Source organism: Pseudoalteromonas sp. Scap25 (assembly GCF_013394125.1).
Lineage (GTDB): Bacteria > Pseudomonadota > Gammaproteobacteria > Enterobacterales > Alteromonadaceae > Pseudoalteromonas.
Genome location: NZ_CP041327.1, coordinates 1,340,949 through 1,358,437 on the forward strand (window position 1 = coordinate 1,340,949; position 17,489 = coordinate 1,358,437).

Sequence of the window (17,489 nt, forward strand, 5' to 3'; positions counted from 1 at the left end):
CTGAGTGCGTATATTCGCAACTAATAAATAACCAATAATTAACAAAATGCCTTGTAATTAACCATAAAACTCGTAATCTTACCGTAATAATAATAACAAGGGACTACCCACGTGGCTCGAGGAATTAAATTAGCCAGTACATTCTCAGATATATCCACGCAACTGCGGCGCTTTGTGTCTAAAATTGTGTTACCTGACGATGTTGATGATATTGTTCAAGAAACCTTTGTTAAAAGTTATGAAGCAGAGCTAAAACAAGATATTCAATACACCCGCAGTTATATGTTGAAAACAGCTAAACATCTCGCCCTAAATCATATAGCTAAATGGGATAATAAATTTAGTACTCCTTTAAATCACGAAACTGAACTTCCTAAATTGCTAAAATCGATGCAATTAGAAGATGAATATACCTCCAAAGAGCGTTTTTTACTATTTTGTCGTGCTACTGAGCAGCTAAGCCCTGTAGTGAGAAAATGTTTTATATTAAAAAAAGTATATGGGATGAGCCAAAAAGAGATCGCACAGCAAATGCAGCTAAGTCAAAGTACGGTAGAAAAGCACATTGCTAAAGGGCTACTAAACACCATGCTATATATGCGCGACGAAGCGCACGATGAGAATTGCCAACAAAGTGCGAGCATAGTGAGGGCTGTAAAATGAGTAACATCCATCAATTTACATCAAAAGAGTTAATCTTAGAAAAAGCATCGCAATGGATAAGCGCGATTGATCGTGGCTTAAGTACACAAGAGCAAGAGCAATTTAAACTGTGGATGCTACAAAGCACGGCTCATCAGAATGCGGTATATGAATTAGCACAACTGTGGGATGACTTAAGTGTGCTTAACGAGCTCAGCGTATTATTTCCTAATAAGCACTCAGCTGGCATTCAAACCAAGCCTGCTTATGTATACGGTATTGCGGCAAGTGTTGTTGCAGCCTTAATGATGTGTAGCTACTTTTTGCTAAACATGCAGAGCAACTTTAACCAAGATCTCGCTAAAGTAAATTACACAAAAATTTATAAAACAAAGGTTGGCGAGCAAGCAACCTATGTTTTACCAGATGGCACCATAGTTCAGCTTAATACCAATAGTTCACTAGAAGTCGCTTATAGCCAAGGACGCAGACAGTTATTACTAAGTCGTGGAGAAGGGCGTTTTAATGTAGCTAAAGATGCATCACGCCCGTTTAGTGTTATGGCGGGGGATAAAAGCTTTACCGCGCTTGGTACAGTATTCAACGTGCAGCGCAATACCTCATCTGATCTTGAATTGGTAGTTACTGAAGGTAAAGTAATGATCACCGACCCTAGTGTTGCTGTTAATGCTGACGATTTTAAAGCGTATCAACAAGCTGATAACAGCAACCAAGATATTCGCCAAATCAATGCCAACATTGTGATTTCTGGTGAAAAAGCCATTATTGAACAAAGCGTTACCAAACCAATCACACAGTTATCGGTTGATGATGTACAACGTGATTTAGCTTGGCAAAATGGCATGTTGATATTTAATGGCGAAAAGTTAGTTGATGCCTTAAACGAGGTTAGCCGTTATACCGCCACTCGGTTTGAATTATCATCTGATGAATTAGCGCGTATTAAAGTGGCAGGCGTTTTTAAAGCGGGTGATGTTGCAGGGCTTTTAGAGAGCCTACAAAATAACTTTTCAATTGAACATGAGCGTTTAGGCGAGCATGTTGTTAGTTTAAAATATCAAAAAAAATCATAGGTAATGGTAATGAAAATCACGCCATTGTTAATCAATGTTACTCATAAGGGTGTAAAAAGTAATTTAAAGATTAAAAAAATGATAAAAACCTATAGAGGATTTTTGTTTGCTAACTGTTTATATAAGTTGCGCAGTAACCATACGTGTTATTTAAGTCCGCTGGGACTCGTTGCACCGCTGTTTTTTAGTATCAGTGTGCATGCGAGTCAAACTGAGGGACAAATGATGCAGTTTGATATAAAAGCGCAACGAGCAGACAAAGCCTTAATAGAATTTGCTAAGCAAACTGAACAAACAGTGGTTTTTTCGTATGAGCTTGCTAAACAGTACGAGGCAAATTCATTATATGGATTTTATTCTCAACTCGATGCGTTAAACGCATTGTTAGCTGAGACTGAGCTCGATGCGGTTGTTGATCAAAATGGTTTACTGAGTATTAAACTCAAACAAATCAATAGGAAGAATAACAACATGATGAAGCTTTCAGGAGTTAGTGCTGCCGTATTACCTGCTTTACTTGCAGTTAATTCACAAGGAATAAATGCCGCTGAACAAAGCGCAGAAAAAAACATCGAAAAAATTGCTATTGTAGGTAGTCGTGTCGCAGGACGTTCAGTTGAAGACTTACCTGTCCCCGTTGATATTTTAAGTGCAGAAGCACTCGAAAACACCGGCCAAACAGAAGTTGGCCGCATGCTTCAAGCTATCGCACCTTCTTTTAACTTTTCAAGTTCATCTATTAGTGATGGTACTGATGCATTAAGACCTGCAACGTTACGTGGCCTTGGCCCTGACCAAACATTGGTATTGATCAATGGTAAGCGTCGCCACCAAGCAAGTATTATTCATATTAATACCTCGGTTGGTCGTGGTACTGCGGGTACTGACATGAATGCGATTCCAGCCTCAGCAATTAAACGTATTGAAGTGCTTCGCGATGGCGCTGCAGCTCAATATGGTTCGGATGCAATTGCCGGTGTTATTAATATCGTGCTAAAAGATGGCAGCGAAGGTGGTAAAGCGGCCGTTAACTACGGTGAGTATTCAGAAGGCGATGGCGAAACCATTAATATTGACTTTAATAAAGGCTTTGCTTTAGGTGATAACGGTTATTTAAATACAACTATTAACTACCGTGATCGTGCACCAACTAACCGTGCAGGCCTTCATGGCTCATGTCAGTTCTATGGCTGTACTGAACTTTCTGATGGTACCTTGCTTGCAGGTGATCCACGCGAATTAACCGCACCGCGTGATACATTCAGAATTGGCGATGCTGATTCTCAACAATTTGGTTTAACAGTTAACACCGGCTACGAATTAGGAGCGGGTGAACTATACGGTTTTATTACCTATTCAACTCGTGATAACGAATCAGCAGCATTTTTCCGCCATAATGCTAATGCAGGTGGTAACCCGGTACTTCAAGATGGCGATGCAACTATCCCAGCTGGTTTTTTACCTAAAATAAACACCACGATTGACGATATTTCATATAACTTTGGTTATAAAACTGAATTTGATAACGACTCAAGCTTAGACTTATCGTACACCTATGGTGAAAACAGTATTGACTACACGACTAGCGATACTATTAATGGCTCTTACGCGAATTTTTTACGTTATGATCAAGGCCTAAGTGCAGCAGATATTCGCGCCACGATTCCACGTCAAGGTTACGCTTATGGCATGGAGCTATCACTGCAAACGATCAATCTTGATTTTACTCAAAATTTTGATGACTACTCGTTAGCAATGGGTGCTGAAATTCGTACCGATGAGTACCGAATTTTAGAGGGTAGTGAATATGCATATCGTGATTACGATACCAACAATGGTGTTAATATTTACGATGGACTAAGCGGTGGTATTGGCAGCGAAAACGCATCCGGTGGCACACAAGGCTTTGGTGGTTCATCGCCAGCATCTTCGGTTGATGAGTCGCGTGATGTGATCTCATTTTACTTAGATGCTGAAGCTTACGTTATTGAAGATGTAATTATCTCAGGGGCGTTACGTTACGACAATTACAAAGGGTTTGGCGATACAGTTAACTTTAAACTAGCCGGTAACTGGTCAGTAACTGAAGATATTTCACTTCGTGGTGCGCTAAGCTCAGGCTTTAGAGCACCTTCAATGCAACAGTTGTATTTTAACAACATCAGCACACAGTTTGTTGTAGGCCCTAATGGCAATTTAGTGGCTGAAGAAGTAGGGACCTTTAGAAACGATTCAACCCTTGCGCAAAGTTTAGGTATTCCTAAGCTCACAGAAGAGAAATCTCAAAACCGCAGTTTAGGTATCGTTTATAACGTAAGCGATAATATTAATGTAACCTTAGATTACTACTCAATCGATATTGACGACCGTATTGTAATCAGTAATCGCTTAGGTAAAGGCTTATCAAGCAGCCTTGATGCCGCGTTATTAAGCTCGGGTGCAGGTGCAGGGCAGTTTTTCTTAAATGGCGCTGACACTGAGACACAAGGTATCGACTTTGTGGCTACATGGAATACAGAAGGCCTTGGCGGCACGCTTGATTTCACGCTAGCGGCTAACTTTACAGAAACCGATGTAGTGTCGTTATTTACACCAGCAGGTTCTGGTCTTGAAACCGTGCCAGTCGATGATGTGTTTTCTGATCAAGAAATTTCTATTATTGAAGAATGGCAACCAGAAGATCGAATTAACTTAAGTGCACTTTATCGTCGCGACGACTGGACAGTAAACCTATCGCTTAATCGCTTTGGTGAATACACAGTGGAAGATGGCGGCCGCCAGACTTATGGTGCTGAAATTTTAACTGACATCAAAGTAAATTACTTTGTGACTGACGATTTATCAGTAAATATTGGCGCAAATAACTTATTTGATGTTTACCCAGATGAAAACACCATAGGTAATTCACGTTCAGGCACAATTGTAGATGCTCAAGGTAACACCATTGTCAGCAGCGATGGTGTATTTAAGTACTCACGTCGTTCAGCGCCATTTGGTTTTAACGGTGCTTACTACTACGTAGGTGCAGAGTACCGCTTTTAATAACTCTCCTATTGTTATTTAACAACCAAAGGGCCGTAAGGCCCTTTTATCGTTTTTATAGTTAAAGTGTTTATAGTGTCATAAAAACTTCACTGTTTTTAGTTTATGAAATCTTTAATAATAACTGGACTAGACCAGATTGAGTGAAATAAATTATGAACAATTATTTGCTATTAACGCCCGGCCCATTAACGACCTCTAATACTGTTAAGCAGGCGATGCTTAAAGACTGGTGTACTTGGGATGATGATTATAATCGCGACATAGTGCAAACAATACGTAATAAATTAGTATCGCTTGCGACATCACAACCTAATTATACTAGTGTATTAATGCAAGGCAGTGGCACTGCCAGTGTAGAGTCAGCGCTTGGCAGTCTTATTCCAAAAACGGGTAAGTTACTTGTTATTAATAATGGGGCATACGGGAAGCGTATTGCTGAAATTGCCGACTATTTAGCAATTGACTGTCATGTTTTAAATTATACAGAAACGGCACTGCCAAACCTTAATGAGATTGATACTGTTTTAAAAAATAATTCAGGTATTACTCACATTGCAATGGTCCATTGTGAAACGACCACAGGTATACTCAATCCTATTGAAGAGGTTGGCTCACTAGCTAAAAAGTATCAAAAGGTATTTATTGTTGATGCTATGAGCAGTTTTGGCGGTATTGAGTTCGACCTTGCACAGTGGCATATAGATGTAATGATCAGCTCTGCAAATAAATGCATTCAAGGTGTCCCTGGCTTTGGCTTTGTGGTGTGTAAGCAAAGTATTATTGAGCAAAGTGAAGGTATTGCGCGCTCCTTGTCGTTGGATTTATATCAGCAATGGTTATGTATGGAGCAACACCATGGTAAATGGCGTTTTACCTCGCCAACTCATGTTGTGCGTGCATTTTATCAAGCCCTGCAAGAGTTAGATGAGGAAGGAGGAATAGCAGAGCGCTTTAAGCGTTACTCGCAAAACCAAAAGACTTTGGTAGCTGGTATGAAAGCGTTAGGGTTTGTACCTTTACTGAATGAGGAAGTTCATTCCCCCATCATTACCTCATTCTTGTCGCCTAGCGAAGAGCATTATGATTTTAAATCTTTTTATAGTGCGTTAAAGCAAGAAGGTTTTGTTATTTACCCTGGTAAAGTTTCTAACGCCGATTGCTTTCGCATAGGTAATATTGGTGAAGTAGATGAGGCCGATATACAGCGTTTGCTTGATGCTGTGGCAAAAAACCAATATTGGAAAGCTTAAAGCTAATTTCACCCGTGCAAGCGGTGCTTAATTTTCATTAAACACCGCTTTTTTATTGGCCATCAACCACCATTTCAATGGCATTATGCAACCAGTACTCAATGTTATAATCAACTAACAAACCATGCTCATCAAATCGCTTTCGAATAACGTGTAAGCAGGGTGTACCGCTATTTTTTTCAAGTAGATGACTCACTTCATCAGGTAATACCGTGACATTTATTATGCTTTGCTCTTTAACGATATTCGTTGCGTACTGTTTTGCCATAATATCGGTGATAGAGGTATCTAAGGGGTGTGAGTGAAAATCAGCAAAGCGTTTAGCATCACAATAAATATGCTCAAACATTACGGCGCGATTATCTAGACTACGTATACGTTGAAGATGATAAAGCTTTTGGGCATCTAACGCTCGGCAAATTTCAAGCTTTGCCTGCTGTTGTACACTCACGAGTGTCGTTTGTGCAACAAACCCTTGTTGTTTTGCCAATTCATAAAAATTGACTTTAGTAGCAGGGTGCCACTTTAATCTTTTTGGGGTGACAAACCAGCCTTTACGTTTTTGACTGAATATTAGGCCTTCAGCTTCCAACCTCAGAAGCGCTTCGCGTACAGTAATTCGGGTAGAACTAAACTTTTGTTGTAATTCTCGCTCTGAAGGCAACTTATGACCCGCTGCAATCACGTCGGTTTTTAGTAGCGCATGAATATAATTACGGATCTCTTGATATAAAAGCATCGTTTGATTATTTATCCTAAAAATATAGTAGCTTAGCTGAGTATAATATGACTTATATTGTTTATGGTGAGTATTATATTCAGCTAGTTTATGAATCGACTTTAGCAGCATTGCCACTTAATTTAGCCAAAAAATTATCAATACTGCGAACTGCTGCATTACTATCTTCTGCGGCCTCTTTACGTCTTATTGCATTACGTACTAAATATGCACCTGCTGTTCGGATGGGTTCAATAGGAAACTGATTTAGTGATTGATTAACTAAGCCACAGTTTTGCCACTTAGGATCATTATTGAGTACCATTGCACAGAGAATTTTTGCACCCAAATAAGATTGTACAATGCCATTGCCAGAGTAGCCACCTGCGTAAAATACATTTTTTTGATTGTTAAGCTGACCAAAGAATGGAAAGCCAGAAACGCTGCGATCGGAAGCGCCCGTCCACGTTCGTTCTATGGGTAAGTGATGCCTTCCAAAGAAATAATTGAGTGATGATTTTAAAATATCATCATAGCTGCTCGGCAAATCAAACTTTGGATGCACCTTATTACAATAACTAAAAAAGTTTCCTCCTTTACCTAACATTAACCGCCCGTCACTGGTGGTCCGGTAGTAATTAACAAACAGACGAGAGTCAATAATAGCACTGCCGTGATTTAAATTTAGTTGCTCTAAAACTTCTGGGATTGGCTTAGTGATGACCATGTCACTAGAAACCAGTACAACAGAGCGAGAAAATACTTTATGTAAACTAGGTAGCCACGCATTAACCGCAAAAATAACTGTATTGGATAATAGGTTCCCCTGACTTGTATGTACGGTTATTTGTTGATCGCCAAAGTGTTGCATATATTCACATTGCTCTATTATTGTCACTCCAAGCTGTTGCGCGACTCGCTTTAACCCTCTGACGAGCTTCGCTGGTTGTACACTGCCACCATGTGCAGAAAAATGAGCAGTGAGGTTTTGCTTTGAACCGGTTTGTTGTAATTGTTGAGTGTCACAAGAATGCCACGAATTAATTTTAAATTTATCTAAGTAATCAAGCGCGTTACTTAGTCGCCCAATTTGACTCGTGTTGGAGGCTGTATAAAAGCATCCATCAATTCGACAATCACAATCAATAGCATAAGTTAGCGTAAAACGCTTAATATCATGGACGGTTTGCTCAGATTGTTGTACTAAAAAAAGGGCGTTTTCTAATCCTACTAATTTAATCAGACTGGGTAATTTAGTCGACCATGTTAACATCGCACCGCCATTACGGCCCGATGCGCCCTGACCACACAACCCTTGTTCAATAATAGTCACTTTTTTTTGGGGCTGCTGTTGCTTGATTTGAATGGCGGTCCAAAGTCCTGTAAACCCCCCACCGATAATACAAATATCGGTGTGATGATTTTCAGGAAGTTGAGGAAGAAGTCTATCGGCATTCTCCTCTTTTATGGCGTTATCAAACCAAAAAGGTTGATAATTCATTAAGGACGCTCTCCTCGAGCGAGTCTCGCTTCAATTTGCATTAAAACAGGTTCGATATCAGCTAAAGAGTCAATCACGAAATGAGCGCCGGCTTGATATAAATGCTGGTATGCTTCACGAGTTAAAACGGCTTGTTCATCGTTTGAGCACGCTGCCCATTCTTGTTCGGTTAAACCGACTGCATTACCACTTAGGGCAACACCAACAGTCCACATTCCTGCATTTAACCCTTCAGCGATGCCAGGTGCTGAATCGTCAACTTTTACACAGTTCGCAACACGTTGAATGCCTAGTGCATTCACGTTTTCAAGTGCCATCCATGGCCCTGGGCGAGAGCCAGCCGTTAGTTCATCACTACCAACGCTATGATCGGGTTGGTAACCATATTCAGCGGCAGCCACTTCAAGCACGTCCATCACTTGGCGAGGATAGCCTGAACAGCTGCCAATTTTAATACCTTGCTGTTTTAAACGCGCTATTACGGGTAATACGCCAGCAATAGGCATAGCACGATCTGCGACTTTAGCTTTTTGTAATGGCATAAAGGTATTGTAAATATGATCTATTTGCTCATTAGTCATTGAGCAGCCAAATTGTGCCTGCCAACGAGATTCAATTTCCGGTAATTTACCTAGGGTTGCAATATGGTCCCATTTTCCCATGCCCATCGGAATACGCGCTTGCGCCAGCGTAATATCAAAATCAAACGCGGCTTTAAATGCCTCCACAAAAATAGTGGTTGGCGCTACAGAGCCATGGTCTACAACTGTGCCGGCCCAGTCTAAAATGAGTGCTTCTAAATGTTTCATATTTCTTCTCTTATATATGTAGGTGTAGATACAGGGTGTAACCTGCGAACTTGTTTGAAAGGGGATAAGCGCATTACAAAGTAGCTTAGTGAGCACAATACCAAGAATGCAGCGATACAGCCGACCCAGTAACAGGCGTTTATAAAAAAGTTAAGCCAACTAATCTCAGGCATCACAAAGGTGCGATAGAGTAAGATACTCACCGAGCCCAAATAACCAGCTGAGTCTGCTAAGTAAATTAAAAACCCGGCATTAGCGGTTGAGCCAACAGCAGAAATCATACGGTCAAATAAGAAGCAATTGTAGGGGATGTAACTAATATAAAGGCCAGCCCCAAGGAGCACCATCCATGCCTTAGCGTTTAGTAATTGGCTTTCAAACGCAACAGTACTGCCTACGAACAAGCAGGCACCAAACAAAATGAATCCGTGGTTTACATAAAAAGCGGTTTTATTATTTTTTACTAACACCATTGCACCAAGTGCAATCAAGACTATAAATGCCATACGTATACCTGCATAGGCGAATATAGCTGGCTCTTGGCCATATCCCAGTGCTTGCCAAATTTCTGCGGCAAAGTTATCGCGAAAGTCACGAAAGCCAGTAAATAATAAGAAACTCAGAATTAAACAACTAATACCAAACCAGTATTGTTTGAAAAACTGCCAGCGGGCTCTACCATTCATAGGTAAGCGTTGTTGACGCGCCTGCTGATCCTCTGGTGTTGGATTGGGTAACAAGGTTAAACACTTAACACTAAGTAACAACAAGGGTAAAAATAACGCTCCGGTTGCGGCAGGCATCCACAGTTCCGGAACATTGAGATTATCTATCAGCCATTTACCGACACTGCGCACTAAACCTGACGCCAAAATAAAGGTGACACTGAGAATGGCACCGAGTATCTCAGAAGTTCGTCTGCCTTCTAAGAAACTAAATACAATACCCCAAATCATTCCCAACGATAAACCATTAAAAAATAGCCATACTACGTTGACTCCAACAGGGGTCACGGCAAATAAAATTAGCGATAATTCAGCTGCTGTAATCATACCAATGATGGCAAGACCCCGTTGTTGGTGCCGCATTTCTGCAATGACCTTAACACCAATAAATTTGGCGCATAAGTAGCCAAATACTTGTGCCAGTATGAGTGCTATTTTAAAGCTAATTTGCCAACTTGGATCGTCAAACTCTGTATAGCTGTTAGCTGTAAAGGGTTTACGAAATGCATACATACAAAAGTAAGTCATAAATGCAGCGCTTGCTGCAAATAGAACAAACCCAACACCTTGTGCACGATGTAGCCACTTTGGTTGCGTAAACATAGGGTTATCCTTCGCGAGGCTTTCGCCCCGCGTAATACAATAGATTAAAATTGATAATTAATACCGACCATGCCGCGAACACCATAATACTCAACTTGCAGTGGGCGATTTTCATCTCCCAAATAATATTTAAGCGGTTCGTTAGTTAGGTTATTTAATTCAAGATAAACTAATGCATTTTCGTTAAGCTGGTATGACGTAGTAAAATCAACACTAACATTTTCGCCATAATAGCTATCCGATTGCCGATCACTGCCATGCTCTTCGATGTACTCGCCTTTATAATTTAGGGCAACCCGCGCGGCAAAGAAGCTGTCATCGTAATATAAGGTAAAGTTATAGAGGTTATCGGCTTGACGCGGAATCGCTACTTTATCGCCACGATCTGGAATATTCATTTGTGAGTCCATAAAGGTCGCATTCACCATTACTCCAAAGCTATCTAGAGTCGGATTGATGAAGCCCAAATCGCGATTAAAGGCCATCTCAATACCTGCAAGCCATGCGCTGTCGCCATTTTCTGGGCGCACAATATTTACACCACTGTTATCATTAAACTGACCAATTGAGCTACTTTGAAAAATTGGGTCGCTAATGTCCTTGTAAAACAGGCCTGCAGAGACTAAACCAACACGTTCAAAGAAATGCTCAACCATCAAATCAACATTATTTGAGTAAGTGGGTTCGAGTTCGGGATTACCGGTAACAAGTTCGTTATCTGCTTCTAAGTAGGTTGCGCCTGGTGTTAAAGAGCCAAAGTCAGGACGTGAGAACGAGCGGGTTAATGCTAAGCGGTAGTTGGTTTGCTCGTCGCTGTGATAAGTAACATGTAATGCAGGTAACACCGATAGGTAATCATTTTTAGCATGACTTGGTGTAACTCTATCTTCATCAGCCAGGTATATATAACCATTCACCTCAGTATCAGTTTGAGTTAGGCGCAAACCACCTAGTATTTCCCAGTCGTTATTAATTGTATAGGTTGCCATACCATATAGTGAGGTGTGCTGCTCGTTAACATCAAAATTACGTCCTAACGCACCGCCATTTTCAATTAAGGCAGACTCACTTTTATCAAGTACAAATTTGTCTTTATTGGTATTCCAAAACTGCGCTAGATCGCCGGTATCAACAACTTGCGAAAATTGCTGTTGGTAATCAATAGCTAATTCATTTAAAAAATCATTGCGGCCTGGCTGATCTGCCAAAGTAAAGTCACTTAAGCTTGGCGCAGCGCCATAGTTTGCTTCATCCCACGCGTAAAATTCATCGCTAAAGCGGGCGACACGTTCTTTATCACGGTATTTGGCACCTATTTTTACAGTTAAGTTTGCATCTACTTGCCATTCGAAATCGGCACTCGCGACAATTTTATCTTTTTCATTAACGAATATTTTATATAACTCTACCCATGAAAGATTAGTATTAGCAGGATCGAATGAAAAATCACTAGGTAAATGGTTACTGATTGCATTCCATGGATCGCTGCCACCATCAATCGTATTATAAGCGTAATTTTTGCCTGTGCCCCTGTCTTCTAGTCCTTGAAAGCCAACCTGTTTTTGGTCAAATCTGACAACAAAATAACTGTTGTCTTCGCTATTTGGGGTATTGCCATAACGAAATTCATTCTCGTAACTTGATAACTTCCAACTAAGAGTTTTGTCATAACCAAAATAATGCTCAGCCTCTAACTCAAGCCCAGTCATTTCGGTAATTAATTCATTGCGGATATGTTGTACTTCAGCGCGATTTTTATCAAAGCGCATACGGTGCTTATAATGTGTTTCGTCATCAATTAAAGTCCCATACATGGCTGTGGCGCTAATTGTGCCTTGTTCAAGTTGATACTCAACAGCACCATTAAGTCCATAAGTTTCGCGCGTGCCGGTATAATCTCGTAACTCTAAGCGATAAATGCCTAAACCATCATTGCCACGGCGCGGCTCATAGTTATCAGTGGCCCAGTCACGTTGCCACGCAGTCGCATTGATCAAAAAACCTAATTTGTCGTCTAGTAAGCGGTCGCCGTAAAGTAAGTTTGCTGAATAATTAGTGCCATCGGCAAGCTCATTTTGACCAATTGCAAAATTAGTATTAAACACAAAATCATCGGGCGCTTTTTTAGTGATAAAATTAACATTACCGCCAATGGCGTCACCTTCAAGGTCAGGGGTTAGCGCTTTCGACACTTCGACAAATTCAATTAATTCACTAGGGAAAAAGTCAAAAGCTGTTGCTCGACTGGTGGTTTCTTCTTCAGCCGTTGGTAAACGATCGCCGTTGATACTCGCAGAGCTCCACTGTGCCGGTAGACCGCGCACAGCAACAAAACGACCTTCACCTTGGTCACGTTCAATCGACACACCTGGTATACGCTGTACAGCTTCAGCTGCATTTCTATCAGGTAGTTTTCCAATACCGTCAGCAGAAATAATATTTTTAATACTTTTGGCATTTTTTTGGTTATTAGCTGCCGCCATTTCACCGCGCTGAATTTGGCCGACAGCAATTATTTCTTCAATGGCGTTATTATTATTTGCAGCAAAAAGAGTGATTGGTTTTAGCTTTTTTATTTCGCCTTCACCAACAGTAATATCAACAAAATAAGGCTGATAGCCTAAATAAGTCACTTTAAGTTGGTGTTTACCTGGATTTAACTGCGGTAACTCAAATTGTCCCTGATAGTTTGTTACGGTACTTTTACCAGTACCAACTACTGTGATTAATGCGCCAGAGAGCAGTGATCTACTATCTTCTACAGTGCCTACAAATGTAGCGTTACCGGCAACGGCATCTTGGGCAATAAATAACGGGCTAGTACACAGTAATATAGCAGTGGCTATTGCATGTCGTTTCATTATTAGTTTTACCTTAAGTTTATTTTGGTCTAGACCAGATGTTTTAACTAATAATAGTGATGAATTTTTACAAACATGTGACGAAACTAATTTTTTTCACAGGAGGGGATTTTTTTAAGGTAACAAAAAGCCCAGCACTAAGGCTGGGCGGTTATTCTTTGTATTAAACTTAATGTTTTTGCATTTTACTCATTTCAGCATGGCAGCTCTGCATAGTAAGTAATACCTTTGATAACGCTGCTTCACAATCATGGGACTGAGGTTTTTTCAACGCTACTTTAATTTCTTCTAAGGTTTTATCTTCTACTTCCTCAAGCTCTTTAACGTAGGTTTGATCGTTATCGTTAGTAAATTTACTAATCAAAGTTGTGAATGCTCGGCGCGCTTCTACAACAAACGATGAGCCATCTTCGCGCTCACCCTGTTGATTAATTGCGTAAGGTTGTAAACTCTCCACACTGACTTTACGAGCGTCAATCATACGTTGAAATAGGGCACCTATTGCGGGGTCCTTTACTTTATCTTGTGCTGTTTGGTAAAAGTCGATGCCGCTATTCATTACTTGGATAATTTCTGTAATATGATTAATTTCTTGTCCTTGATGGGTGCTCATAATAATGACCTCTGTTAATTTAAAATACTGTCATTACTAAGCAAGCGCTATTCCAAGTAGGTTGTTTTTTTAAGTGTTTGTATTTTATGCTTTTTAATTGTTTAGTAGGCTTGCTAACTGAGCGTTAGCAAGCAAATTTTACATAAAAGTTTGTAAGAAGGTTATTTTAGCTCATCCGCTACTTCAGCTACTTTTTGGCGTAACCAAATATGACTAGCGTCTCTGTGTAATAAAGGGCTCCATATCATATCAAGTTCAAATGGCGGGATAGGAAAGGGGGGCTCCAGTATTTTAAGCCCAGGATCGTCTAAATAAATATTAGCCGCTTTTGAGGGCAAAGTCGCAACTAAATTTTTCTCTTTGGCTAAGTGAACAGCCACATGGTAGTTACGAGTAAAAGTGGCAATATTACGGTGTTTACCAAAATGAGCCAGTGCCTCATCAACCCAGCCCAGCTTTTGCACATCTTTAGGGTCCATCCCCACACCAACACCAAAGCCTGTTTTACTTACCCAAATATGGCGAGCTTTTAAATAGCTATCTAGGCTAAAGTTTTCAATAATGGGGTTATCTGATTTTACTAAACAACAAAAGCTGTCTTTCCAAATACGTTTATGATGAAACGATTGTGGTAAATTTTCAAAGCGGTTAATCGCCATATCAACTTTACCGTTTTCAACATCGTGAAAGGTAACATCACTAGGGGTTAAAATATCTAAGGTGGTGTCGGGCGCTTCTTCGTGTAGTTTCCCTAATAAACGCGGCGCCATGGTACTGGCCGCGTAATCACTGGCCATGATCCTAAACACTCGCTTACTTTGTTTAGCTTCAAACTCACGGTTAGGTGCCAGAGTTTCTTCAAGAGTCATCAAAATTCCACGAATTACTGGCTGCAACTCAATAGCACGCTCAGTCGGCACCATACCATCGCTGGTACGAACTAAAATAGGATCGTTAAAAAGGTTACGTAGGCGTTTAAGTCCGTTACTCATTGCCGGTTGAGTAATACTAAGCTGGTTTGCAGCACGAGTAACATTACATTCGCGCAGTAATGTATCGAGGTAAACCAGTAAATTTAAATCTATTTTACTTATATTCATTGTGTGTCCTTAACGTTTACCAATAATGGATAAAACGCTGTGCTGTAGGATAGGGATAAATGTGACTCACCTTTCCATTTTTTATATTTTGTTGTGCTTGTTTCCAAAAGTTAACATCAAGTAATTCAGGGTGCGTGCTAGTTAAAAATTGTTTATATGTTGGATTGGGCATAACAAAGGTACATAGCTGCTCTGGAAATACATCCTGAGGGGCAACCGAGTAACTTTGTTCATCCGTTAAATAATCGTCATAACTTTTTGCCTTAGGTAGTGCTCTAAAGTTCATGTCTGTTAAATATTGCACTTCATCGTAATCGTAAAAAATAATCCGTTTGTGCTTACTTACCCCAAAGTTTTTTAACAACATGTCGCCGGGGAAAATATTCACAGCAATCATTTCTTTGAGCGCTTGGCCATACTCTTCTATGGCATCGGCGGCACTTTTTTCATCTGCATTTTCTAAAAACAGATTCAGTGGCGTCATTCGCCTTTCAATATATAAATGTTTTATTATTAACCAGTTACCTTCAATGACCATTGATGATCCAATGGTTTTATACAACTGCGCTAACAAGTTACTATCAAAACGCGCTAAAGGAAATACGACGTTTGAATACTCTATGGTGTCGGCCATTCGCCCTACACGGTCGTGGCTTTTAACCAGTTGATAGCGTTTTAATACCGTATCACGACCAAATGGTTTACTTTCGCCAAATTTATCTTTAATAACTTTAAATACATAACCAAACGAGGGGAGGGTAAATACCATCATCACCATGCCGGGTGTACCAGGTGCAATGGTAAATTGGTCATTAGAATGAGTTAAATGATTCAAAAACTCACGGTAAAACTCAGTTTTTCCTTGTTTATGAAAACCAATGGCGTTGTAAAGCTCGGCTAAAGTTTTATTTGGCATGAGTTGGTTTAAAAACCGCACTAACGCTGAGGGGGCGTGAGTTTCTACCATAAAGTAAGCTCGTGCAAAGCCAAAAATAACCCGCATTTGCGATGACTTAGTCAGTAGGGCATCAAGATATAACCCTTTATCTTCATGATGAAGTACCGCAATGATAAAAGGTTGAACGCCGCTTTGCGATACGACACGTCCTACAATATACGCTGCTTTATTGCGGTAAAACGGCGTGTGTAATATATCAAAACGCATTTGCCAATGCTGGTGGTGAGTATCGGGAGCTTGCTTATAAAACGCTTTTACTAATAAACGAATATCACGCTCAAGGTTGACAAAATCGGCTTTAAAATCAAAGTGGTTAATAATACGTTTAATTGTTGGTTTTAAACCATCCACGACGGGGAAGTAACTTCTATATTCAGCCTCTACTGGCACTGAAGGCGCATCTTTGAGTGTCGCTTCAACGAAAATAAAGTCGTTATGAAAATAGCGGCGGTGGTACAAGCGGCAAAATACAGAATTATAAAATGTTTCGGCAAGCTCAGCCTGCGGGTGAAAACATAAAAAATGCTGGTAAATTTTCTTTACTTCAAGCCATAAACTTTCGTTTAGCTGGTCTGTTTGTTGGCGTTCACGTAAGGTTTTTGTGGTTTCGTTAACCCGATCATCGTAATAACTAATACGTAGGCGGCTAATATCATTAATTGCTTGCCAATCTCTTTTAGCAAACGCATGAGGCGCTTTTGCTGTTGTTCTTTGAAACAGCAGGTAATGTTTTTTAAATCCGGTTAATATTAACTCAGCAATTTGGCGTGGTTGCATCAGTACTCCTTAATTGACGCCTTTGGGTGTTTAGTAAAGTGCCGGTGGATACCATTTAATTTGTAAAAGCGGGTCAAAGGAAATTGCACCACTAAACACGCATTAGAGTTTGTACTCTATAGTTGTTAAGGGTATGTTATTTTATGTTTAAAACCAAGCAAATTAAGATGATATTTATTTAAGTTAGTTAGAGTCTGTTTGGTAGGCATCAATCTTTTTTTGTAATTTCTTAATTCGTTTTTCAATTAATTTTTTATCTTTTTTATATTGCTTATCTAAACTTTTTTGCGTTTTTTTAATATCTTTTCTAATTCGTTTTTTATCATCGGCACTTAATATATGATTCAAGCGTTGTTGTTGTTTAAAATCAGCACGGTCTTTTTCTCGTGAAAGTATAGCGAGTTTATTCTGGTTACTGCGCAGCTCTGCCTCTAAGTTAGTAATTATGGTGTCGCGCTCAAGCTCGTTTAACTGCTTAGTGTAGTTTATTTCTTCACCTGTTTGTTTTGGCTCAGTGGCAGTTATTTTATGCATGGTTGCATTGTTACTACAGGGCAATTGTGAAAAGGTAGTCCCTTTTGGGGTTACGCATTTGTAATAGGTAGTTTGGGCTAGTGCAAGAGAGCTAAAGCATAAAAGGCAGGCAGTAATGATCAGATTAATAACGTTGAACATAATGATGATCCTTTGCGCATTCTGATCGAGTTAAAATGTTTTAATCCTAAAAACTATAACTTAGCTGAGGGGGATAGCAAGTGCAAAGGAGCAATAACAGAAACCAAGCGAGTCAGTT

The 17,489-nt window shown here is 40.0% G+C and carries 13 protein-coding genes; 4 read left to right on the forward strand and 9 right to left on the reverse strand.

Going from position 1 to position 17,489, the window contains the following annotated elements; all coding sequences use genetic code 11:
* The first annotated feature begins 111 nt into the window (after positions 1-111).
* The 4 genes from FLM54_RS06175 (at position 112) to phnW (ending at position 6,031) form a co-directional block, all read left to right on the forward strand.
* The gene (locus FLM54_RS06175; RefSeq protein ID WP_178955731.1) at positions 112-663 is read left to right on the forward strand and encodes an RNA polymerase sigma factor; all 552 of its coding nucleotides are present in this window, start codon (positions 112-114) and stop codon (positions 661-663) included.
* Positions 660-1,736 carry a FecR family protein gene (locus FLM54_RS06180; RefSeq protein WP_178955733.1) on the forward strand — a complete coding sequence of 359 codons (1,077 nt, stop codon included), beginning with the start codon at positions 660-662 and terminating at the stop codon, positions 1,734-1,736. Before FLM54_RS06175 ends, FLM54_RS06180 begins: the two co-directional genes overlap by 4 nt.
* A 9-nt stretch (positions 1,737-1,745) precedes the next feature.
* Positions 1,746-4,778 (forward strand): TonB-dependent siderophore receptor, encoded by a 3,033-nt coding sequence (locus tag FLM54_RS06185; protein ID WP_178955735.1) that lies wholly within the window; start codon positions 1,746-1,748, stop codon positions 4,776-4,778.
* Positions 4,779-4,933: 155 nt separating this feature from the next.
* Positions 4,934-6,031 (forward strand): 2-aminoethylphosphonate--pyruvate transaminase, encoded by a 1,098-nt coding sequence (gene phnW, locus FLM54_RS06190; RefSeq protein WP_198522997.1) that lies wholly within the window; start codon positions 4,934-4,936, stop codon positions 6,029-6,031.
* Between the two features lie 52 nt (positions 6,032-6,083).
* On the opposite strand, the gene FLM54_RS06195 is transcribed toward phnW, so the two are convergent.
* The 9 genes from FLM54_RS06195 to FLM54_RS06235 all read right to left on the reverse strand — a co-directional run bounded on the left by FLM54_RS06195 (position 6,084) and on the right by FLM54_RS06235 (position 17,371).
* On the reverse strand, positions 6,084-6,770 hold the full coding sequence (locus tag FLM54_RS06195; protein WP_178955737.1) for a GntR family transcriptional regulator: 687 nt from the start codon (positions 6,768-6,770) through the stop codon (positions 6,084-6,086).
* Between the two features lie 88 nt (positions 6,771-6,858).
* Positions 6,859-8,250 carry an FAD-dependent oxidoreductase gene (locus tag FLM54_RS06200; protein ID WP_178955738.1) on the reverse strand — a complete coding sequence of 464 codons (1,392 nt, stop codon included), beginning with the start codon at positions 8,248-8,250 and terminating at the stop codon, positions 6,859-6,861.
* Positions 8,250-9,059: a phosphonoacetaldehyde hydrolase gene (gene phnX, locus FLM54_RS06205; RefSeq protein ID WP_178955739.1), complete on the reverse strand. Its 810-nt coding sequence runs from the start codon at positions 9,057-9,059 to the stop codon at positions 8,250-8,252. Before phnX ends, FLM54_RS06200 begins: the two co-directional genes overlap by 1 nt.
* Positions 9,056-10,387: a DUF5690 family protein gene (locus FLM54_RS06210; RefSeq protein WP_178955740.1), complete on the reverse strand. Its 1,332-nt coding sequence runs from the start codon at positions 10,385-10,387 to the stop codon at positions 9,056-9,058. Before FLM54_RS06210 ends, phnX begins: the two co-directional genes overlap by 4 nt.
* A gap of 44 nt (positions 10,388-10,431) precedes the next feature.
* On the reverse strand, positions 10,432-13,248 hold the full coding sequence (locus tag FLM54_RS06215) for a TonB-dependent receptor (RefSeq protein ID WP_178955741.1): 2,817 nt from the start codon (positions 13,246-13,248) through the stop codon (positions 10,432-10,434).
* A gap of 169 nt (positions 13,249-13,417) precedes the next feature.
* Entirely contained in the window at positions 13,418-13,861 is a 444-nt protein-coding gene (locus tag FLM54_RS06220; protein WP_178955742.1) for a PA2169 family four-helix-bundle protein, read from the reverse strand.
* 161 nt (positions 13,862-14,022) lie between these two features.
* Positions 14,023-14,961: a LysR family transcriptional regulator gene (locus FLM54_RS06225; protein ID WP_008468187.1), complete on the reverse strand. Its 939-nt coding sequence runs from the start codon at positions 14,959-14,961 to the stop codon at positions 14,023-14,025.
* Positions 14,962-14,977: 16 nt separating this feature from the next.
* Positions 14,978-16,696 carry a bifunctional isocitrate dehydrogenase kinase/phosphatase gene (gene aceK / locus FLM54_RS06230; RefSeq protein ID WP_178955743.1) on the reverse strand — a complete coding sequence of 573 codons (1,719 nt, stop codon included), beginning with the start codon at positions 16,694-16,696 and terminating at the stop codon, positions 14,978-14,980.
* 183 nt (positions 16,697-16,879) lie between these two features.
* Positions 16,880-17,371 (reverse strand): DUF4124 domain-containing protein, encoded by a 492-nt coding sequence (locus FLM54_RS06235; RefSeq protein WP_178955744.1) that lies wholly within the window; start codon positions 17,369-17,371, stop codon positions 16,880-16,882.
* Between the last annotated feature and the right edge of the window lie 118 nt (positions 17,372-17,489).